Here is a 20,880-nt window from a genome sequence, read left to right as displayed (position 1 = left end):
ACATTTTAATTTAGCCTTAATCCCCAAATCTCCTGAGCATATTCTTTAATTGTACGATCACTCGAAAATTTCCCCATTTTTGCAACATTATGAATGGATTTTTTTATCCATACATTTTGGTTTGCATAGACTTTACTGACCTCATTTTGACAATGAATATAGGAAGCAAAGTCTGCTAGAAGACAATAGTGATCACCACCTTCAAGAAGAGTGTGAATAATAGGTTCAAAGAGATTTTTGTTTTCTGAATTGAAAAATCCATCCCGAATCATATCAATTACCCGTTTTAAATCAGCATTTTGGTGGTAGGTATCGATAGGCCTATAACCTGTTTCTTTTAATTGCATAATCTCTTCAGCTTTCATTCCAAAAATAAAAATATTTTCAGAACCCACCTCTTCTAAGATCTCGATATTGGCTCCATCAAAAGTCCCAATTGTGAGTGCTCCATTAAGTGCAAATTTCATATTACCTGTTCCAGAGGCTTCTGTCCCTGCCATAGAAATTTGTTCAGATAGATCGGCAGCAGGAATCATTTTTTCAGCTAGTGTCACACAATAGTTTTCAAGAAAGACAATTTTTAGTTTATTGGAGATAGATTGATCATCATTGATCACTCTACTTACTGAGGTGATCAGTTTAATGATCAATTTTGCTATAAAATAACTCGGTGCAGCTTTTCCACTAAAAAAGATAGTGCGAGGGATCCAATCAGCATTAGGATGATCTTTGATGAAACAGTAGTCATGAATGAGTCTTAGAACGTTAAGCAATTGTCTCTTATATTCATGAATGCGTTTAATTTGACAATCAAACATCGATTCAGGGTTTACAAGGATATTTTTTTGAGTAAAAATAAAATTAGAGAAAGCTTTTTTATTGTTCTGTTTGATTTTATCCCAATCGTGATGAAAACCATGATCATTCTGATATAGAATGAGTTTTTCAAGTTCTGAGAGTTCAACTATCCATTGATGACCAATACAAGAGGAAATAAGTTCTGCTAGAGATGGATTACATGTTTTGAGCCAGCGTCTAGGGGTAATCCCATTCGTTTTATTAGTAAATTTATTTGGTTCTATTTCCGAAAATTGTTTAAATACATGATTTTTTAGCAAATTAGAGTGGAGTGCAGAGACACCATTGACTTTATGAGAGCCAATGATGGCAAGATGCGCCATATTAATTTGTTTGTGATTTCCCTCTTCAATAATAGAGAGTTTCTGCTGCATCTCAAGGTTGTTTGAGGAATGCAGTTCTACTTGTTTCAGCCATCTATGATTTATCTCATAGATAATCTGTAAGTGACGAGGCAGAACTCTCTCAAAAAGAGAGATAGGCCATCTTTCAATTGCTTCTGGTAAGAGAGTGTGGTTAGTATAAGCAAAAATTTTTTTTGTAAGACTCCATGCTTTATCCCATTCTAATTCTTCACGATCGATAAGAATCCGCATCATTTCTGGAATCACAAGAGAAGGATGGGTATCATTGAGTTGAATCGCAACTTTTTCATCAAGATTATCTAAGTAGAGGTGTCCCTTATTGTGCCTTCGGATAATATCTTGAATAGTCGCTGAAACAAGAAAATATTCTTGTTTCAATCTTAATTCTTTCCCTTCAAAGAGATTGTCATTAGGATAAAGTACTTTTGAGATATTTTCTGTCATGGCCATATCTTCAATAGCTCGGATATAATCCCCATGATTAAAATAACTTAGATTAAATCCACGTGATGATTTAGCTTGCCAAAGACGCAAGGTATTGACTGTCTTATTAAGATAGCCACAAATAGGGATGTCATAGGCCATTGCCATCACTTCTTGAGTATCGATCCATTGAAATCGGTGTTTTCCTTTACCATCTTTATCATTGATAACTCTTCCGTAAAACTGGATGGGATACAGGTATTCACTTCTACAGATTTCCCAAGGATTTCCATAACGCAGCCAATTATCAGGAATCTCTTGTTGATCTCCTTCAGAGATTTGTTGGTTAAAGATCCCATAATCATATCGAATTCCATAACCATAACCTGGAATACCGAGAGTCGCCATCGAATCAAGAAAACAGGCAGCTAATCGACCAAGTCCACCATTGCCTAATCCGGCATCTCTCTCCATTTCGATAATCAGATCGAGATGAAAACCAAGATCAGCAATTGCTTGACGACAATTTTCAAGAATCCCTAAATTGATTAAACTATTTTCCAGAGTTCTTCCAATCAAAAACTCCATTGAAAGATAATAGACTCTTTTGACATCAGTATCATAATAGTGTTGTTGTGTTTTTATCCACTGGCCTACCATATGATCCCTAACTGTATAAGCGACTGCTTGAAATAGATCTCTTTTCGTCGCAGTATATTTATCTTTTGCAAGAGTATATCGAAGATGATCTACAATGAGATCTTTAAGCGATTCAGTGTCTCCTTTAAGATGCTCAAGTTTAACAGTGGCGAGTTTAGTCAAGAGGTTTGTTCCTTTTTATAATAAAGACTATCTTGAATAAGAAAGCATTGTCAAATATTTATTTTTTAATTGCTATTTAATATAGATGAGTTTAAAATTTTTTTAACTATGACAAATTCAATCAACGATTTTTTTAAAGAAAATGCCTCATATGTCGAATCAGTACCAATAATAGACTTTAAGGGATTTGAGTTTTCAATAACTAAACGGATTATAGGAGCTGCCGCCGCTTCTCTTGTGATTATTGGAGTTTGTGCACTTATAGTCAACTCATTGCATCAATCAGGTTTTTCGATCTCTTGGGGTCATATTAAACCAGGAAGTTTAGCGATCGGTTTAGGAATATCTACCTTATCCATTGGTGGAGCAGCTTGGATCGTTCACCGAGCATGCAATAAGGTAGATCCTTTGGTGCATAAAAAAATTTTCAAGCATTTAACCTCCGAAAAGCTACTCTATTTCTCCATTGAAGGAGGTAAAGAAAGTAAAGTAGAGGATGGAGATAAAAGAAAAAATAAGACAAGGCTTGTTGATCTCTCTACTTTAAATAAGAATCAATCTGGAATAGTCTATTTTTACCAAGCAAAGCCATGGGATCAATATTATCAGATCAATACCATCGTCATTCTTACGGCTCCAATCTATATCGCCTGTTCTATTGCCTATCATGTGATTCGGATGGCAATTATTCCATTTTGGGTCGCGACTCACTTGGCTATTGAAGCTTGTTTAAATCGACCAACACTGGGTAAACCCTCTCGTTATAAAATGCGAGATCTTGTTGAACAACCTTTACGCTCATTCAAACAGATTATCTTATCTCCTTCTTATGGTTTGGCTTATATGGTCGCTGCAATCTACTCATTAGTTCATCCTAGGCAAGGAGCAATATTACTTAGTAAAATTGAAAGAGATTGGAATCAAGGGGCTTCAAGAGCAGAGGGGTATTGGTCAGTGGGAGGGCCTCAACGTTTATGGACTTTTGCAAACCTAGAATGGAACTTTTTTGTTCCTGGGTGTTATCAGCCTCAAGGTTCAATTAGAATAAAAAACAACAAAATTGTAGAAGGAAAAAGTTTGAGTAAGATGGTAAATGAGAAATCAGGTTATGACGCGAAAGTGATACATATCTATTCTCTATCGAAGTGACACGTATCTATATAAGTATTGCAATGGGATTTTCTAATAGGAATTGCAGTGTTTTCATAAAATCTGCAGCAGGTTGACCATCAATGACTCGATGGTCGACAGAAAGAGTGAGGGATAGTGTTTTCCCAGCTACAACAGATCCATCTTTTACTACAGCTCTATCTTCTATCGCTCCTACAGCTAAAATTGCTCCTTGAGGTGGATTAAGGATCGCTGTGAACTCCGTAATCCCGCACATCCCAAGATTAGATAACGTAAAAGATCCTCCTTTGTACTCTTCTTCTTTTAACTGGTTTTTCTGAGCTTTTTCTGCGAGCATTTGCATTTCGACTGAAATCTCTTGGAGATTTTTATAATTCGCATGACGAATAATAGGAGTGATTAAGCCTTCTTTAACAGCCACTGCTACGGAAATATCAATTGTTTTAAATTGAATCAATGTTGCATTCACTGTATTAAAGCCAGTATTGATTTCCATGTGTTTGGAAAGTGCTAAGGCACAACTCTTGATGATGATATCATTAAAAGTCATATTCAGATTGAGCTTTTTAAGCTGTTTACGGAGGATCACGATTGGTTCAGCATTGATGATTTGTTTGACATAGAAATGGGGAATAAAGCTTTTAGATTTTTGCAGTCTTTCTCCGATGATTTTTCGCATCGGAGTGAGAGCTTTTTCCTCATAACTGCCAGCTGGAAGGGAAGGGAGTTCTTGAGTTTTAAAATTAACTAAGCCAATAGGCTGTGCCATTTTTAAATCTTTACTCGTAATACGCCCATAAGGTCCTGAGCCCTTCACTGTGGTAAGATCAAGGTGATGTTCTTCTGCTAGACGACGAGCTAATGGAGAAACAGAATTTTTTTTTGTGATAGGTTTTAATACTTTTTTAAGAGGAGGCTCTGGAATAAAGATAGGTTGTTGAATTGCATGAGAGGTGATTGGAGAAGATAGAATGGTTTGTTCTTTTTTTTCTTCTTTCTTTTCATTCAGATCAGGAGATGGGTTAGGTGAAAATCCCTCAATACTTTCATCTTTTATCTCTGTAAAAATTGCAATAGGTTGATTAACCAATCCTATCGATCCGTTAAGAAGTAAAATTTTACGTAGCCACCCCTCATCAAGAGCATGGTATTCAATTGTAGCTTTGTCTGTAGTAATCTCTAAAAGAAGTTCATCTGCTTTAACAAAATCTCCTTCTTTTTTATGCCATTTGGCAATTATTCCTTCTTCCATCGTAGGGGAAAGTTTAGGCATAATCACAGTAAAAGGCATGTCATAAATCCATTTTCATAAGCAACATTGTCATATTGGCTTGATTATTGAATTATCCCTTTGGAATTGCAAGTGAAAAAAATGGGATTTTTGCTTATGAAATTTTATTGTAAGATTTTTTGTATTGCATCTTTTATACGATCTACATTTGGTAAAGTGGAGGCTTCCAATATTTTGGAATAAGGCATAGGTGTTTCACGTTGACAGACACGCATAACAGGTGCATCAAGATCATCAAAACAAAACTCCATCACTTGAAATCCTACCTCAGCAGCAATCCCAGAAAAATAGTGCCCTTCTTCAACAATCAGACATCGGTGAGTTTTTTTTACTGATTTGATGATAGTAGAAATATCAAGAGGTTTAATTGTTCTTAGATCAATTAGTTCTACACTGATATCAACTTGTTGATTGATTGCCTCTACACAATTTCTGAGTACATGACTATAAGAAAGCAGGGTAAGATCCTTACCCTCTTGAACAATTTTAGCCTTTCCAATTGGAACAAGATACTCTTCTATAGGAATTTCCATTTCCATTCCATAATCAAGTTCACTTTCAAGAAATAACACAGGATTATTATTACGAATAGCAGTTTTAAGCAGACCTTTAGCATCGTAGGGATTACTTGGAGCGAGGATAATCAGTCCTGGAAGATTACTATAGAAAGCTTCTACACAATGAGAATGTTGACTTGAAACTTGTGCAGCTGCTCCATTGGGGCCTCGAAATACAATTGGAACATTAAATCTGCCACCAGACATATAATACATTTTTGCTGCATTAGAGATAATCTGATCACAACTCACAAAAGAAAAATTCCAACTCATAAACTCAACAACAGGACGCAGACCTGTCATTGCTGCTCCAATTCCTAGTCCAGAAAAAGCAAGCTCAGAAATTGGAGTATCAATTACCCGTTTAGGTCCCCATTTATCGAGAAGTCCTTTGGTTAATTTATAAGCACCATTATACTGAGCTACTTCTTCGCCTATGATGACAACCATTTCATCTCTTACCATTTCTTCATCAAGAGCTTGGCAAATTGCTTCACGCATTTGAATTATTTGAGTCTTATGGAGCATAGACATCCTGTTCAAGGCCGGCTGGAGAGGGCCAAGGGCTATTCTCAGCATAAGTCATCGATTCAAGAATAGTGTCTTTGGCTTTTTTATTTAAAATTTCAAACTCTTCTTCAGTGAGTAGGTCGCATTTTTTCAGATGGTTTTTTAGAAAAACAATAGGATCTTTTTTCTTAATTGCCTCTAAATCTGTTTTTGTACGATAAAGACCTGGATCGGATATCGAATGACCTTTTAATCTTTCGCAGAGACATTCAATTAAAACTGGACGACCTGTTTTTAAACATTCTTGGTAGATAGATCTAAATCCCTGATAACAATCAAAATAATTCATTCCATTTAACTTGTAGCTATTTATGTTATAGCTTGGACCCTGTTTCTCAGCAATTGCTTCTGAACAACAAAGTGCACGAGATGCATGTGTTCCCATTCCCCATTGATTATTTTCAATAATAAAAATCACAGGTAAATCCCATAGAGATGCGAGATTCAGTGATTCATGAAAAGCTCCTTGCGCAACAGCTCCTTCACCTAAAAAACAGACAGAAAGCTCATTGTTCTTATTTTGATATTTGATAGAAAAAGCGGCACCAATAGCAATTGGAAGATGACCTCCAACAATTGCCGCACCCCCTAACATGCGATTCGTATAGAAATGCATTGAACCACCTCTTCCTTTAGCATTACCTGTCAAGCGACCGTATAATTCTGCCATTAGTTCATGAGGTGTCACACCTAAGAGAAGGGGAAGAGCATGACAACGATAAGAAGTTACATACCAGTTTTCTTTTCCAAATACTTGAACAGCAGCAGTTTGAATTGCCTCTTGACCGGAATATGCGTGATAAAATCCTCCTATTAACCCTTGCTGGTAAGCTGATTCACCACGGATTTCAAAATGGCGAATCAAAACCATCAGATATAGCGCTTCTAAAACTTGTTTTTTACCGATTCGCTTGATTGTTTCAAGATTTATTTCATTATCTTTAAAGTCACTTGAGAAGTAAGAGGGTTTCTTCATTCCTTTATCTTAAACAAGATTTAGGCAAAAATACAAGAAATGATTGTAGACTCAATTGATGAATTTTGTTTCTTATAAAATTCTATAAATCTCAATTTATGCAATTTATATGATTTATAGAATCTAATTCCTATTTTTCTATTTAGAATTGTTAATTATTTTTCCATTAGCATATTCATGTCTTTTTTATAAAAGTTGTCAGATTTTTTTTAAGTATTTTGTTGCGGAAAAATTCTCTTTTTTATCTTAATGGTGTCTTAATTTTTTTGGTAAAATATATTATTTGAATAGGTGAAAAATGACTTATGGATCCCATTTCAGTCAGTATGTTAAGAATATTCAATCAATCGATGTCGACCATTCTAAGGACCATTATCCGAACAATGGAGAAGAAGAAAAAAAGAACAAATATAAATACGTACATTATTTAGGAAGACATTGGATGAAAAATCAGAACATATTTCCCACTCAACCTGATCTTTTTGCTAAAATCAAACAAGATAATAGCAATAAAATAAGAATCTATGCGGATCAAATATTGCTTCAAGAAGCAAATAAACTGTTAAATAAAATGAAAACTCTTCAAGAAAAAGTGGCTCAACTTTGCTTTTTAGAAACTGATGCAGTTTATGACACCCATCTTCAGGCTGAAGTTGAATCAAGGATTCTAAATGATCATATTGGGGGCATTTTGTTTAGAAAAGGTAGCTATAAACATCAAGCTTATCTTATTGATTATTACCAAAAAATTTCAAAAACAACACTTTTAGTTGGAAATGATTTTCTTCATGGACTCTCTTTTTATTTTCAGGGTGATCGTCTTCCAAGTAGCAATTTTTCTGAACAGTGTTTTTCTGATTTGGGTAAAGCTGTCATGTCTCAAAATCGTCGGCTAGGTGTTCATGTCCAATTTAATCAGGAAAGAAATTTCATCTCCTTCCCAATGGTAAAAAAACAAATTGAAGCTTTTAGCCGTGGTATTCGTCAAGGTAAAGGAATTGTTGCAAAAGGAAATCGATTAAAAGAAAAGCAGTTACCCTCATTTCAGCTATGTAAGGAAAAATTTCCAATTCCAATTTTTCAAAAAAATGACTCACAATCTCTTGATATCATAGGATTTAAGACTCTAAAAATTTTTGATACAATTAACTCGGTTAAGTTTTTTACTGTGAAACAATGTCTTATCGCATTTAATTGCCACTATGATCTCTTTTTAGTCAGAGAAAAATTACCTGATTTAATCAATTTATTATGTCAGCTTGTTCGTCTTGAAAAAATTCAGGAAGAAGAACTTGATCGACGCATTACTAAGATACTTATTATCAAGTTACTTTTTAACAATACTCATATGTTTTAGAAAGATTTTTTATCTTAGGGATTTTTCATCTTGGAGTTTTTTTAGATCTGTTTCAAGATCTTTAATGCGCTGAGTAAGTTGACAAATGCTTTTTAATGACACATATTGACGATGAGCATCTTTAATTGGGATTGCTGGTACTCCACTATAGACACCTCGTTTTTTAATTGTTTTACTTACTGCAGACCTAGCTGCAAATACTGCACCATCAGCAATCGAAATATGTCCCGTGATCCCCACTTGTCCACCAAATATCACAGAAGATCCGGTTTTAGTAGAGCCAGCAATTCCGACTTGAGCAGCGATTAGATTATTGTTGCCAATTTCTACTTGATGAGCAATCTGAACAAGATTATCAATTTTTGTACCACGCCCTATGATTGTTGCTTTAAAACGGGCACGATCGATGGTACTATTCGCTCCAATTTCAACATCATCTTCTATAATCACCCTTCCTAACTGTTTCAATTTATGATTATTGCCTTTTGCATCAGTAAAAAAACCAAAACCACATGAACCTATGATCGCACCTGGTTGTAGAATGACACGATTTCCGATAGTGCAGTTTTCACGTATAACTACATTAGGATAGAGAATACAGTTAGCACCAACGATTGTATTCGTGCCAATTGAGACATTTGCTCCAATGACTGTGTTTTTTCCAATTATTGCACCACGGTCAATAGTCACATGAGGTCCAATATCTACTTCTTGATCTAAACAAGCTTCTTCATGAATGACAGCAGTTGGGTGAATTCCTGAAAAGCCAGAAGAGGAGGGATGGATAAATAATTCGATGACTTTTTGAAAAGCAATTGAAGGGTTTGGATGAACTAAATATTGTTTATTAGATTCATTCTTAAAATTAGTAAAATCACTTGAAATAATCACTGCTCCTGCTTGAGAAGCATAAAGCTTATTCTGATAAAGGGGATTATGAAGAAAAGAAAGTTCACTGGAAGAAGCTGTTTCTAAATCATCAACTCCTGTAATCTCATAATTAGGATTGCCAATAAGTTTTGAATTTGTGATTTCTCTTATTTCTTCCAGTGTGTATCGACTCATAGTGTTCTCCAAGTTTTCAATTTAAATTTGCTATTGAACTTGGATTGTTTTCAATTTCAAATTGCTTGTCCATTTCTTTTATTGTTTCTTCAGTGAAATCAAGAGATGGAGCAAAGGCAAAAGCTGAGTCTTCATTCATGATGAATGAGAGCTTTTTTCTTTCACGTATTTTCTCAGATATAGAGCTGACTTCATCGTGTATTGTCTGGAGCATTTTATAATTTGCTTGATTCAGCATTTGGTAATATTGGTTTTGATAACGTGCAAAATCTTGACTTAAAAATTGAAATTTTTGTTTCAATTCATTTTGAGCAGTAGAAGAAAGAGCATCCATATAATCTTGGTCTTCAATCTTTTTTGCCATTTCTTGAAGCTCGTTATCCGTTTTTTCGAGTGTTTCAGTCATTTGTTTTTTCATAGCTTCAAGTTTATCTCTTTCTTGTTGGCCATGCTTAGATTTTTCAACACAGGTTTTGAAATTGATAAAACCAATATTTGCATCAGCGCCAATGACTGTGCTATTGATCAAGACAAGAGCCAGAGAGAGCATAATCATTTGAATTTTTTTCATATTTTTCTCCTTAAGCATTTTCAGATTAAATTTATATTTAGAAGCTGCCACCGATTGCAAAGAAAAATCGCTGAGCAACATTTACTTTTTGACCATTTACTATATCATTTGGATGGATCGGCCAACCTAACCCAAACATGAGAGGCATATTGCGCATCACTTCTACCCGTATTCCAAATCCAATACTTGCAGATAGTGGACCAAGAGTAAATTCATTCATTGATACATACCCTGCATCAACAAAAATAAATCCATCAACAGAAGGAATTGTGACTAGGTTATGTTGATACTCTTCTGATAGGAGTAACGAGGAAAGACCTCCACGAGGTTCATTATTTCCAAATTTTGGTCCAATAATAAATGGCCTGTAACCACGTACAGTCGTTTCACCTCCTAAAAAGAACCGTTCACTTAAAGGGAGATTGACGGGATCTGTACTGCCATAAGTAGTAATAAATTGTATATCTCCACGTATTTTGAGTGTTCCTTTTCGACTAAATGGATAGTAGTAGGTATTCAAATAGGAAAATTTCATAAACTGATAGTTGCCTCCCATACCAGCAACTTCATAACCAAGTCTAGAACGAAAACCACATGAAGCACGACGTGGATGATCTGTTGAATCATAAATCAAAGCATTTCCAACTGCTGAAATAAAACCAGTTTGCTCGCCTTCCTTACGCAAAGTAACATTATTCTTCTCACGTATATCAATGTTAGTATGACGAGCACGGTAATAAATATCATATTTTAAAAAGGAATTAATAATATAAGTACCGTGGACAGTTCCTCCATATGTCTTAATTTCATAGTCACGTGAATAGATACGGTTATCACTTTTTTCTAAGTCTACGCCAAAAATCCATGGAGTATCGAGAAAATAAGGTTTTGTCCAAGACAAAAGATAACTTGTTTGTCTATCTCCAATATTGACCTTTGCATGAGTATACTCTCCACCTCCACGTAAACCCCTAGGACCTTTATTCAATAAATCCATCAGTCCAGTGATGTTAAAATTACGTTCAGTGATTTCTATCCCTCCAAAGATTCGATCAAGAGAGCTAAATCCAGCAAAAAGGCCGAGATTTCCAGTATCTGTTTCTTCTACCTCGATGTAAACATCACGATAGAGTTTTTTTGAATCGCAATCTTCGATTTGAGAACGAACAGCATAAACATTGACACAACTAAAAAATCCAGTATTTCCTAAACGCGCTTCAGTTTTTTCAATTTTACGATTATCAAACACTTCTCCTGGACAAAGCAGACTCTCATGAAGAATGACTTTAGTTTGGGTCGAACGATTTCCAAAAACCCGAATTAAACCCACATAATACTGTAGTCCTTCTTCAATCTTGATGAAGAGATCATAAACAGGAGAGTCGTTGCGCATGACCATTTGGATGTCAATATCTGTATCTATGTAACCATAGGATCCATAAAGATCACGAATCGCTTGAATTGTTGAACGAATCTTTTCAGGAGAAAGAGGACTTTTCATACTAAAAGCGAAGACTTCATAAATTTTCTCATGAGTAAAGAGAGAGTTTCCTTCTATGTTAATATGCCCAACCTTATAACAAATCCCTTTTTCAACTTTAATCACCAAATCAATTTTTTTAGCTACTTTAGCTTCTTTAACCGACATGTCTACTATAGCATCAGCATACCCCTGATTTTGTAAGTAATTAATAATTTTAAGCCTATCATGCTCAATCATTTCGGGATGATATATTCCCTTCCCACTATACCAACTTAGTAGAACATTATAGGGTTGAGATAGGATTTCCTCTAGAATCTCTTCTTCTTCTCTGGCATTCAATCCTTCAAAAAGAATCTGATGAATTTTACCAGCACGACCTTCAGAGATATGAATTTCAATATCAATTTTACTTCCTTCTTCATTTGGTATGATCAAATAATCAATTTCAGCTTCAAAGTATCCTCTTTTTGCATAGAAGAGTCGAAGCTGGTGTAAGGCTTTAATAAACTCGTCGCGCTCAAATAATGAACCAGTCTCAATCCCTAAATTTTTGAATAGTTTTTTCGATTTTATCTCTTCATTTCCACAAAAATGGATTTTGTTAATGATAGGCTTCAAACAGATATTCAAAAAGATATAGATCTCATTATGAATCACTTCAATCGATGGCAACACCTGGTCATATTCTTTAGCAAGCATCTTTAAATCACTATCAAACTCTGATTGAGAAAAATAATTCCCAACTTTTGATTCCATTCGAGATTGAATCGCTATAGGATGAAATGTTTCATCATTTGAAACATTGCGAGGAATAAATTCAATTTTAGCAATCCGCATGGTTTCATATTGTTCGGCAAAAGAGAAAAAAGGAAAACTAAATAAAAAAAAGGCAAAAATCCAGTGTTTCATAATAATTTACAAAGATCAAAGATAAAAATCGTAAGAGAAAGCGTTTAATTTAATCAAGTTAATATGCATGCCTACCAGAAAAGGCGCGCGCTAATGTGCCTCCATCAATAAAGTCAAGAGAACTACCCATTGGCAACCCAAGAGCAAGACGAGAAACAGAAAGAGAGAAATTTGTTAATTCTTTTTTTAAGTAAAGAGAAGTTGCATCTCCTTCTAAAGTTGCATCTAAGGCAATAATGATTTCACGAATCTCCATTTCAACGATACGAGCTTTAAGTTTATCAATGGTTTTTTTAGAAGGTGCTAGACCATGAATTGGTGAAAAAAGTGTTCCAAGAACATGATAAAGCCCGGTATATTCTCTTGTTTCCTCAATTAAAAAAACATCTTTAACTGAAGCAACAATGCATAAAGTTTTTGAGTTTCTATTCTTATTGTAACATATTGTGCACTTATTTCCCTCTTCAACCAAACTCCCACATTCAAGGCAGTGACTAATATTTTTTTTTATGTTTTTAATTATTGAGGCCATATCAGCCAACTTCTCTTCGGGCCAATTTAGAACATGAAAAGCAAATCTTTCAGCTGTTTTTATTCCTACTCCTGGGAGTTTTTGGAAAATTGCTATCAGTTGCGAAAGAGGCTTGGGATAGTGCATAGAAAAATATATTGCCCCTTAAGGGTTTTATTTTAAAGCACCATTTGCTAAAGTATTATTTATTTGCTTTAACCGTTTATTTATAAAGAATTATTGTGAAGACAAAAGCCCGCATTATTGGGACAGGTTCTTATTTACCTGAACACATTTTAAATAATGAAGATTTAGAAAAACTAGTCGATACTTCTGATGAGTGGATTTATTCAAGAACGGGGATAAAGGAAAGACGTATTGCTAGCTATGATGAATACAGCTCTGATATGGGTCTAAAAGCAGCAAAAGCTGCTCTTAAAATAGCTAAGAAAAATCCCACAGAGATTGATCTTATCTTGGTTGCTACAATCTCACCTGATTATATATTTCCAAGTACAGCCGCCTTGATTCAGAACATGTTAGGAGCGCATCAAGCGGCTGCTTTTGATTTTCAAGCAGCTTGTACGGGTTATCTCTATGGATTGGTGATGGCGAAAGGTTTTATTGATTCTGGTATCTATAGGAATATTTTGTTGATTGCTTCTGAAAAACTTTCTTCCTTTGTCAACTATAAAGATCGAAATACTTGTGTTTTGTTTGGTGATGGTGCCTCTGCTTCAGTTATTAGTGATCATGGAGAGGGATATGAAATTATGGAATCGTCTCTTGGTGCTGATGGGGAGCTGGCTCAACTTCTTATACTTCCAGCCGGAGGCTGTCGTATACCAGCTTCACCAGATACGATTGCTCAACATCAACATTTTATCATGATGGAAGGTAAAGAGGTTTTCAAACATGCTGTTCGTAGAATGGAGAATGCAGCAAAAGATTGTTTAGAACGAGCAAATATGCATGAAGATGAGATCGATTGGCTTGTTCCTCATCAAGCTAATGCAAGGATTATTGATGCGATTGCTCGAAGATTTGGAGTCAATGAGTCGAAGGTTTTTAAGACAGTGCATAAATATGGGAATACCTCTGCTTCAGCTGTTGCAATTGCTTTTGATGAATTAATTAGAGAAAGAACTATCGAAAGTGGAGAATGTATTCTTTTAGTTGCTTTTGGTGCAGGATTTACTTGGGGAGCAACAATTTTAAAAAAAATATAAAGCCTTTTGTTTTTATCCAGTTACAATAAAAAACATCATTTCTTAAAAACAATCTAAGAATAGTTGGGAGGTAGTGTTATGAAAAACATCGCTTTTCTTTTTCCTGGACAAGGATCTCAAATTGTAGGAATGGGACAAGATTTTTACAAAACTTATACTCAAGCAAGAGAGGTTTTTCAGGAAGGCGATGAACAGTTAAATCGTTGTCTTTCTAAGATTGTATTTGAAGGACCGAGTGATCAACTTACTGAAACGTCCAATAGTCAAACTGGGATTTACCTTTTAAGTATAGCCATTCTAAGAGTTCTTCAAAAAGAATTTCCTCATCTTAAACCTTCTGTCTGTGCTGGTTTGAGTTTAGGGGAATATACTGCACTTACAGCGAGTAACTATCTTCCTTTTTCCACATGTTTGTCATTGGTGCAGTTTCGTGGTGAGGTGATGCATGAGGCATGTGAAAAAACTCGTGGAACCATGGCGGCTCTTTTTGGTCTCTCAGCTAAGGAGATTAAAGAGATGGTCTCTCAGCTAGATTTACCTGATGATCTTTGGATAGCAAATTTTAATTGTCCAGGTCAAACAGTAATTTCTGGAACTCATAAAGGAGTAAAAGCTGGCATTGAAGCTGCAAAGGCCAGAGGGGCAAAAAGAACGGTACTACTTAATGTTCATGGTGCATTTCACAGTGGATTAATGGCGTTAGCCCAGGAAAAATTACAAAAAAAAATCCAAGAAATTTCTATTTTTGAGAGTTCAATTGACCTCGTAATGAATGTTCCTGGCGATTATGTTTCAGATAGGGATGAAATGCGTAGGTATTTAATCCAACAGGTCACTTCCCCTATTTACTGGGAGCAGGGGATTCAAAAAATGATGCCTAAGATTGCTTATTTCATAGAAATTGGATGTGGTAAGACTCTAACAGGAATCAATAAACAAATTGGGGTCTCAGTACCAACGATACCGATTAATAAAATTGAAGATTTAGAAAAACTGGCTTTAATTGAGCTTGATTCTTAAAGGTATCGTGATAGAAACTCTTTTGTAGAAAATTTTCTATTACAAATAGGAGCGAATATGGAGCTACTTTCTGAACAAACAGCGATTGTCACAGGAGGAACACGTGGAATTGGTAGTAAGATTGTCAGCTCTTTCATTGAGCATGGAGCTTCTGTTGCATTTTTTGGAACAGATGAAGTGCGGGGGTCTCAAATACTAAAAGATTTTCAAAAAAAAGCTAAAAAAGATCAGAAAATTGCTTTTTATAAAGTAAATGTTTCTAATTATCAAGAGGTCGAGTCTTCTATTACACAAGTTTATGAAGATTTTAACCATGTGGAGATTTTGGTAAATAATGCGGGGATTACTCGTGATAGTTTATTGATCCGTCTTTCAGAGAATGATTGGCAAGAGGTCATAAATACAAATTTAAACTCGGTCTATAACACTTGTCGTTCTTTAGTCCGTCGAATGATGAAGGTCCGAAGAGGTAAAATTATCAATATTGGCTCTATTGTTGGATTGATTGGGAATGCAGGCCAAACGAATTATGCTGCTTCAAAAGCAGGGATGATTGGTTTTACTAAGTCTCTTGCTAAAGAAGTAAGTAGATGGAATATATCAGTTAATTGTATTGCACCCGGTTTTATTGAAACCGATATGACGAAGACAATTCAGGAAAAGCAAAGAGAAGCGATCCTTAATCAAATTCCGATGCATAAATTTGGTCGACCTGAAGATATAGGCAATGCAGCACTTTTTTTAGCTAGTTCAATGGCTGACTATATTACAGGAGAAGTATTAACCGTTGATGGTGGAATGGCAATGTCATAAAAGTTTCTAGCTCTTATTTTTATAAATAAAGATATATATAAGGTTATCTCTTTTTATTAGACTATGTGTCATTCGAAAAGTTGTAAAATAGCGTTTTGAAAGATTTGCAATGAATTGTAAAGCTTGCTAAAAGAACCAGAAAAAAGTATCCTTTTTTAATTATTTAGGTTTTTTCAAATTTATTTTTTTTATGAGAAAAGAGGAAATCACTATGTCACTGGAAAAAGAAGTTACTGATATTGTTGTTGAACAACTTGGTGTTGATCAGCAAGATGTGACTCCGGAAAAGTCTTTTATTGAAGATCTTAATGCAGATAGTTTAGATCTTACAGAATTAATTATGACTTTTGAGGAGCGTTTTGGTTTTGAAATTTCTGAAGAAGAAGCTGAAAAACTCAAAACTGTAGGAGATGTAATTAACTACATTGGAAAAAAACAAAAAGATTCATAGGAAAAAGAATTAGAATTTTTTAAAAGCAAGCATTCAAAATGCTTGCTTTTACCTCTTTCGAAAATCTATATGTTGATTATAGGCTTTAAGTAAGGCGATTGCCACTGTTGGGCATTCGTTGATGATACTGATCAAATGAGAGTAAGAAAGAGTAAGTAGAGTCAAGGGAGTTTTAGAAATAGCTTCATAAGCTCGTGGTTTTTCATTAAACAGAGACTCATCTCCAAAAAATTCTCCTGAATCTAGCTCAGCAAGATAGTTTCCTCTTTTATCTTCTATTAAAACCTTTCCATTCACAATAAGATAAGTGTAGCGGCTTTGTTGATCAGATTGAAAAATCTTTTCAGATTTCTTATGATTAACTATCTCTAAATGATTTGAAATAGTTAACAGCAATTCTAAATCTAATGCACCAAAAATCAAAGTTTTTTTCAATATGAATGCTTTGTCAATCAAATTTAACTTCATCTTTTTAGCTCAAGAAGTTCGTTAGCAAGATTTTTAAAGACTTTTGCACCTTCTTCTAACTTGATGCGGAGAGCTTGACGCCAGTCAGGAGTTTGTAAACGTGCTTTTAAACTAATCGACACAATCTGATCACCAATTGAAGAGGAGTTTTGCATAGTATTTAATAATTGATTCAAATTATAAGGAATACCACCATTTTTTAAGTAGTAGTGGATTTTTTTCTCTGGGTGTTGTTCATTAATCAAAGGCTCTAGAAGATTGAAAATATGATTTTCACATGTTTTATCTAAAGATTCAATTGCTTGAGCACGAATTTTTGGATTGGGACTACGTAAAGTCATTGAAAGAATTTGGCTTTGCTCAATTGACCCCGCGACACCAAGTATTTGAATAATAAAGTCTATAATAGATTGGTAATTAGTGAATAGGGCATTTTCTAATATAGAAAGTTCTTGCTCAGGTAGTTGTTTCTGAATTTCATAAGCATGATAAAAATAGAAATATGCTCGGTCAATCTCAAATTTCACAATTGAATAAAGATTTTTTTGAAGTGTTTTTCGATCGATTTTACCTAAAATTCTGCCAGCTAGCAAACGACAACTATCTGGTATAGATTTTGTACAGAGGATATTTAAAAGAGTATTTGATGAAAGAGGTTGAATTTTCAATATAATATCTTCTGTTAATTTGAGTTCATTTGGACGAAAATGTTTTGAAGCTAGAATAAGCGGTTGAAGAATAGTGGGATTAGAAAGAGTATATAAAGCTTTAAGAAGAAAGTGTCGTGCATTTGGATCATTTGTATAAAGAAGACCTTGAATAATCCAATTTGCATGTTCTTTTTTGTGAGGATTGACACAATAAGCAATTGATTTTGCAGCTGTACGATTGATCATCAATGATGAGCATCTAAGGTAGGGGAGAATGCATTGAATATTATCAGAATTGCCTTCAAAACCTAAAATTTCTAATCCAGAGCAGACTTCTTCTTCCACTTTAGAATTGAGCAGATCATCGAGTTTTTTAGTCGCTTGTGTAAAAAGAAGAGGAAATTGAGAAGCTTTCGGAGAGGTTTTCATAGTAAGAATCGCTGCTGCACGTAGTCGTAAATGATCGCTATGAAGATCATTGAAAATCTCTTTAGGATGTTGCAGTCCATGACGAGCAAGATAGAAATGAATCACACTTTTCATCGCTGGGTGGGGAGAAATACGACACCATCTTTCTAGACATTCGATCACAATTGGTTCTTTTGCCCACCTACTATCACTAAATAATTCAATGGCTTTGATTTTAATTGGTAGGCTCAGTTTTCCTAAATGGTTAATTAAATGAGGAAGAATTTTACTATTATTGATTTTCAAAAGATATTCATAAGCAAGAATTTGCTCTTTTTCTGTTGCATTTTTTAGTTTTGAAATAAGGAGAAATTGTACTTGTTTTTGCTCTTTTTTTGAAAAATGAGCGATCCAGTCTGTAGCTTTTTTTTTCTCAAAACAGATTGCACTTGTCACTAAGTTGCGAAAAATAGCACTAGCATAATATTTTCTTAGGAGAAAGACAACCATGATTGCCATACAAGCAAGGATCAACCCAAGACGATGAGTTTGTTGTTGAAAAGAAAGAAGGAGCAAAGCAGCAATAAACATACCAACAGGTTCAAAAAAAGATTCAATGATAATGCGTACTTGATTTTTGATACGATTAGGTACTCCAGAAATCAATAAATTAAGATTATTATCATCAAATGCATATGCAATTCCTTCTCGAGTAATCATCCCAAAAATAGCAATTGGTAGGATTTCTTTTAAATTCCATACAGCAAAGATAGCTAGGAAAAATGAAGGAGCGATAATGACCATATTATTGATACCAATTTTTTTGACTAAACGACTATAAATCATCATCCCAAAAAACATATTCGTAAGAGAAATCCACATTCCAAGGTTTCCAATAAATTTAGTGACAGCATGTTCTTTTGATTGAGCAAAAATTTTAGTAAAGGTTTCCATGTAATTAAATTCAGTCACAATTGCTAACACCTGCATAGAAAAATAAAAAAAGAGGAGGCAGAGAGTGAATTTTGAACGAATAATGATTGTGAATAAGCTATGTAAATTTAAAGGATTAATAGGATGATGGCTTTGATTAGGATCTTCTAAAATAGGGTTAAGTCTCTGATTAATTGCGAAAATAAAAGGGAGTGCAGCTATCATAAAGAGGCTAAACAAAAGAAGAAGCATATGAATCCCAAGTGGTTCAAGAAAAAAAGAAATTAATCCTCCACCAAGAGCATCCCCTAGAAAAGTGACTGAGTTAAACAGACAAAAAAAACGTTTTCCATCTTGGAGATCAAAATAAAGATCAACAAAAGCCCAGTAGACGATATATGTTGAGATTGGCATGACCCATCCAATCACTTTAAAAAGAAACCACAGCAATTTAGAATCAGAGGATAAAAAAAGTAAAAAACCAAAGATTGAAACAATCGATAATCCCATTAAGGCAAATAAAAGGTGACGGATTGAAACACGGTTAAGGCAAAAAATCAAAATAAGAGATAACAGGCACATGGAGGCTGCAATCACTAGATAAGCCTGAGGAAGAGCTCCTGCTCCTATATGCTCAAGAAAAAGCCCTTCAGAGAGAGTAAATGTGCCGTAACCTCCGATACTCCAAAAGAGACCTAGAACAATAAAACAAAAAGCTTTTTTCCACTCTCCCGGATGGAGATTAAAAAGTAAGCGAAACGCTCGTTCCATTCCACCATACCTTTTTTATCCATTAAATTTAGAAACGAAAAAATTTTATGCAATAAGAAAGATTGAATTCAAGATTTTTATTTTTTAAACAAAATGTTTTTCTAATTACCTAATCTACTGTAAATAGCTTTTTTTATTAGATTAAAATATATAAATTTTTACGTATTTTACAGGATGAGATTAGAAACTATCCTAATTTGATTATCTTAAATACAAAGAAAACAACTTTGTGCTTATTTATGAGTTTGATAAAGAAGTTTTAACTAATAACGAACATTTTATTCATCACCATCATGACCTTGAGTCATCCTATCTCTAAGATGAGCAGTTTCGGTTTTAAAACTATCCTCCTCATCGAGGCGGGCATCATGATGTGGTTTATTAGATTTATTACGAACACAATTCTCAATACACAGAACCAAGATAGTAACAAAAGACATACTTACTCCACCCACCATAGTATAAAACGCAACATGAGGAGGCATATTACCTACACCAGGCACTCCTATATTTAGGTATCCTAAATAAGAAGCTGTTCCAAGAAATCCTATGATTAGAGAGGCCACAAGAAAGGCTACAGATAAATACTTGCATGTTGAGTTGGATTTTCTTCCTATATTGATTTCTTTAACTTGACAAATATAATCAACTACATTACGGCTAATAAAATTTCTATAATCCTCACTTAGAATAATTGCGTCAATTTCGTGTTTAACATATAGATTAATATAATTTGTAACATCTTCAGATAATGGTATATTTTGTGCATTAGCTTGTATTGACATATTTTATCCTTTTAATTTTTTTAAAATAAAAGGGTAAGTGTTGAGACAATTTTTATCAATGCTTTAGTTTTTTTTGAGAGCTAAAGAGGTTATCCTAAAATTAAGATTTTAAAAGAATTAAATTTTTTTATTGAGTCCCATTTTCATGGGATAGGATTAGGCGATTGATTTGGACTCTATAGTAAACTATACAAGCTGCGGGGGGAATCATGATCAGAGGAATTAGAGCAATTAAAAGAGTTTCCTGTTGTCCACAAATGCTAGAAGGTAATATTCCTAAAATAGAAAGAAAAGAAAGGAGTGAAATAAGAGCAGCAATGATCAGAATTGCAATCGCAGTAATTTTTATCCAATCGTTAGGCGGGGTGTTTTTTTCTGTAGGAAATTGCAAACCCACTTCCTCTGTTTTATGAATAGAAGGTTCAGATGGGTTTGGATGGGTTTTTATGTAGGAGGATGACAC

General features: G+C 34.5%; 18 protein-coding genes. 6 read left to right on the top strand and 12 right to left on the bottom strand.

The features are described from left to right. Window positions 1-5: 5 nt before the first annotated feature. Entirely contained in the window at window positions 6-2,468 is a 2,463-nt protein-coding gene (locus tag R3E91_00860; protein ID MEZ5314754.1) for a glycogen/starch/alpha-glucan phosphorylase, read from the bottom strand. Window positions 2,469-2,576: 108 nt separating this feature from the next. Between R3E91_00860 and R3E91_00855 the strand changes: the two genes are divergently transcribed. Further along, window positions 2,577-3,617: a hypothetical protein gene (locus R3E91_00855; GenBank protein MEZ5314753.1), complete on the top strand. Its 1,041-nt coding sequence runs from the start codon at window positions 2,577-2,579 to the stop codon at window positions 3,615-3,617. Window positions 3,618-3,624: 7 nt separating this feature from the next. Here the strand turns inward: R3E91_00855 and R3E91_00850 are convergent, their stop codons facing one another. From R3E91_00850 to R3E91_00840, 3 genes are all read right to left on the bottom strand, one after another. Beyond that, a complete protein-coding gene (locus tag R3E91_00850; GenBank protein ID MEZ5314752.1) occupies window positions 3,625-4,890 on the bottom strand; it encodes a dihydrolipoamide acetyltransferase family protein in 1,266 nt (421 codons plus the stop codon). Window positions 4,891-4,994: 104 nt separating this feature from the next. Then, entirely contained in the window at window positions 4,995-5,975 is a 981-nt protein-coding gene (locus R3E91_00845; GenBank protein ID MEZ5314751.1) for an alpha-ketoacid dehydrogenase subunit beta, read from the bottom strand. Next, the gene (locus R3E91_00840; GenBank protein MEZ5314750.1) at window positions 5,965-6,993 is read right to left on the bottom strand and encodes a thiamine pyrophosphate-dependent enzyme; all 1,029 of its coding nucleotides are present in this window, start codon (window positions 6,991-6,993) and stop codon (window positions 5,965-5,967) included. Before R3E91_00840 ends, R3E91_00845 begins: the two co-directional genes overlap by 11 nt. A 298-nt stretch (window positions 6,994-7,291) precedes the next feature. On the opposite strand from R3E91_00840, the gene R3E91_00835 reads away from it, so the two are divergent. Further along, window positions 7,292-8,350 (top strand): hypothetical protein, encoded by a 1,059-nt coding sequence (locus tag R3E91_00835; protein ID MEZ5314749.1) that lies wholly within the window; start codon window positions 7,292-7,294, stop codon window positions 8,348-8,350. A gap of 9 nt (window positions 8,351-8,359) precedes the next feature. Here the strand turns inward: R3E91_00835 and lpxD are convergent, their stop codons facing one another. From lpxD to recR, 4 genes are read right to left on the bottom strand one after another with little or no spacing between them, the layout of a single operon-like run. After that, complete coding sequence (lpxD, locus tag R3E91_00830) at window positions 8,360-9,415, bottom strand: UDP-3-O-(3-hydroxymyristoyl)glucosamine N-acyltransferase (protein MEZ5314748.1); 1,056 nt, start codon at window positions 9,413-9,415, stop codon at window positions 8,360-8,362. 16 nt (window positions 9,416-9,431) lie between these two features. Beyond that, window positions 9,432-9,986, bottom strand: a complete 555-nt coding sequence (locus tag R3E91_00825; protein ID MEZ5314747.1) for an OmpH family outer membrane protein — start codon at window positions 9,984-9,986, stop codon at window positions 9,432-9,434. Between the two features lie 37 nt (window positions 9,987-10,023). Beyond that, complete coding sequence (bamA, locus tag R3E91_00820; protein MEZ5314746.1) at window positions 10,024-12,378, bottom strand: outer membrane protein assembly factor BamA; 2,355 nt, start codon at window positions 12,376-12,378, stop codon at window positions 10,024-10,026. A gap of 58 nt (window positions 12,379-12,436) precedes the next feature. Continuing rightward, window positions 12,437-13,036, bottom strand: a complete 600-nt coding sequence (recR, locus tag R3E91_00815; GenBank protein ID MEZ5314745.1) for a recombination mediator RecR — start codon at window positions 13,034-13,036, stop codon at window positions 12,437-12,439. A 92-nt stretch (window positions 13,037-13,128) separates the two neighbouring features. On the opposite strand from recR, the gene R3E91_00810 reads away from it, so the two are divergent. The 4 genes from R3E91_00810 (at window position 13,129) to acpP (ending at window position 16,402) form a co-directional block, all read left to right on the top strand. Then, complete coding sequence (locus R3E91_00810; protein MEZ5314744.1) at window positions 13,129-14,118, top strand: beta-ketoacyl-ACP synthase III; 990 nt, start codon at window positions 13,129-13,131, stop codon at window positions 14,116-14,118. A 78-nt stretch (window positions 14,119-14,196) separates the two neighbouring features. Beyond that, window positions 14,197-15,138, top strand: coding sequence for an ACP S-malonyltransferase (gene fabD / locus R3E91_00805; GenBank protein ID MEZ5314743.1), 942 nt, complete (start codon window positions 14,197-14,199; stop codon window positions 15,136-15,138). 57 nt (window positions 15,139-15,195) lie between these two features. Then, window positions 15,196-15,951 (top strand): 3-oxoacyl-ACP reductase FabG, encoded by a 756-nt coding sequence (gene fabG, locus R3E91_00800; GenBank protein MEZ5314742.1) that lies wholly within the window; start codon window positions 15,196-15,198, stop codon window positions 15,949-15,951. 211 nt (window positions 15,952-16,162) lie between these two features. After that, window positions 16,163-16,402: an acyl carrier protein gene (acpP, locus tag R3E91_00795; GenBank protein ID MEZ5314741.1), complete on the top strand. Its 240-nt coding sequence runs from the start codon at window positions 16,163-16,165 to the stop codon at window positions 16,400-16,402. Between the two features lie 48 nt (window positions 16,403-16,450). Here the strand turns inward: acpP and R3E91_00790 are convergent, their stop codons facing one another. From R3E91_00790 to R3E91_00775, 4 genes are all read right to left on the bottom strand, one after another. Next, window positions 16,451-16,870 (bottom strand): cyclic nucleotide-binding domain-containing protein, encoded by a 420-nt coding sequence (locus tag R3E91_00790; protein ID MEZ5314740.1) that lies wholly within the window; start codon window positions 16,868-16,870, stop codon window positions 16,451-16,453. Beyond that, window positions 16,867-19,632 (bottom strand): hypothetical protein, encoded by a 2,766-nt coding sequence (locus R3E91_00785; protein ID MEZ5314739.1) that lies wholly within the window; start codon window positions 19,630-19,632, stop codon window positions 16,867-16,869. Before R3E91_00785 ends, R3E91_00790 begins: the two co-directional genes overlap by 4 nt. Before the next feature lie 278 nt (window positions 19,633-19,910). Next, window positions 19,911-20,417: a hypothetical protein gene (locus tag R3E91_00780; GenBank protein MEZ5314738.1), complete on the bottom strand. Its 507-nt coding sequence runs from the start codon at window positions 20,415-20,417 to the stop codon at window positions 19,911-19,913. A 127-nt stretch (window positions 20,418-20,544) separates the two neighbouring features. Next, the gene (locus R3E91_00775) at window positions 20,545-20,880 is read right to left on the bottom strand and encodes a hypothetical protein (GenBank protein MEZ5314737.1); all 336 of its coding nucleotides are present in this window, start codon (window positions 20,878-20,880) and stop codon (window positions 20,545-20,547) included.

The sequence above is a fragment of the Chlamydiales bacterium genome (genome assembly GCA_041395025.1).
Lineage (GTDB): Bacteria > Chlamydiota > Chlamydiia > Chlamydiales > JAAKFR01 > JAJACP01.
Note: the sequence above shows the minus strand (reverse complement) of the source record. Positions and strands in the feature narration are given on the sequence as shown.

What these genes read in the sequence shown, in the direction of transcription:
- lpxD (MEZ5314748.1), bottom strand. Translation starts at nt 9,415, where the DNA reads ATGAGTCGATACACACTGGAAGAAATAAGAGAAATCACAAATTCAAAA.
- R3E91_00780 (MEZ5314738.1), bottom strand. Translation starts at nt 20,417, where the DNA reads ATGTCAATACAAGCTAATGCACAAAATATACCATTATCTGAAGATGTT.
- R3E91_00825 (MEZ5314747.1), bottom strand. Translation starts at nt 9,986, where the DNA reads ATGAAAAAAATTCAAATGATTATGCTCTCTCTGGCTCTTGTCTTGATC.
- R3E91_00850 (MEZ5314752.1), bottom strand. Translation starts at nt 4,890, where the DNA reads ATGCCTTTTACTGTGATTATGCCTAAACTTTCCCCTACGATGGAAGAA.
- fabD (MEZ5314743.1), top strand. Translation starts at nt 14,197, where the DNA reads ATGAAAAACATCGCTTTTCTTTTTCCTGGACAAGGATCTCAAATTGTA.
- fabG (MEZ5314742.1), top strand. Translation starts at nt 15,196, where the DNA reads ATGGAGCTACTTTCTGAACAAACAGCGATTGTCACAGGAGGAACACGT.
- acpP (MEZ5314741.1), top strand. Translation starts at nt 16,163, where the DNA reads ATGTCACTGGAAAAAGAAGTTACTGATATTGTTGTTGAACAACTTGGT.
- recR (MEZ5314745.1), bottom strand. Translation starts at nt 13,036, where the DNA reads ATGCACTATCCCAAGCCTCTTTCGCAACTGATAGCAATTTTCCAAAAA.
- R3E91_00855 (MEZ5314753.1), top strand. Translation starts at nt 2,577, where the DNA reads ATGACAAATTCAATCAACGATTTTTTTAAAGAAAATGCCTCATATGTC.
- R3E91_00790 (MEZ5314740.1), bottom strand. Translation starts at nt 16,870, where the DNA reads ATGAAGTTAAATTTGATTGACAAAGCATTCATATTGAAAAAAACTTTG.
- R3E91_00785 (MEZ5314739.1), bottom strand. Translation starts at nt 19,632, where the DNA reads ATGGAACGAGCGTTTCGCTTACTTTTTAATCTCCATCCGGGAGAGTGG.
- R3E91_00835 (MEZ5314749.1), top strand. Translation starts at nt 7,292, where the DNA reads ATGACTTATGGATCCCATTTCAGTCAGTATGTTAAGAATATTCAATCA.
- R3E91_00840 (MEZ5314750.1), bottom strand. Translation starts at nt 6,993, where the DNA reads ATGAAGAAACCCTCTTACTTCTCAAGTGACTTTAAAGATAATGAAATA.
- bamA (MEZ5314746.1), bottom strand. Translation starts at nt 12,378, where the DNA reads ATGAAACACTGGATTTTTGCCTTTTTTTTATTTAGTTTTCCTTTTTTC.
- R3E91_00845 (MEZ5314751.1), bottom strand. Translation starts at nt 5,975, where the DNA reads ATGCTCCATAAGACTCAAATAATTCAAATGCGTGAAGCAATTTGCCAA.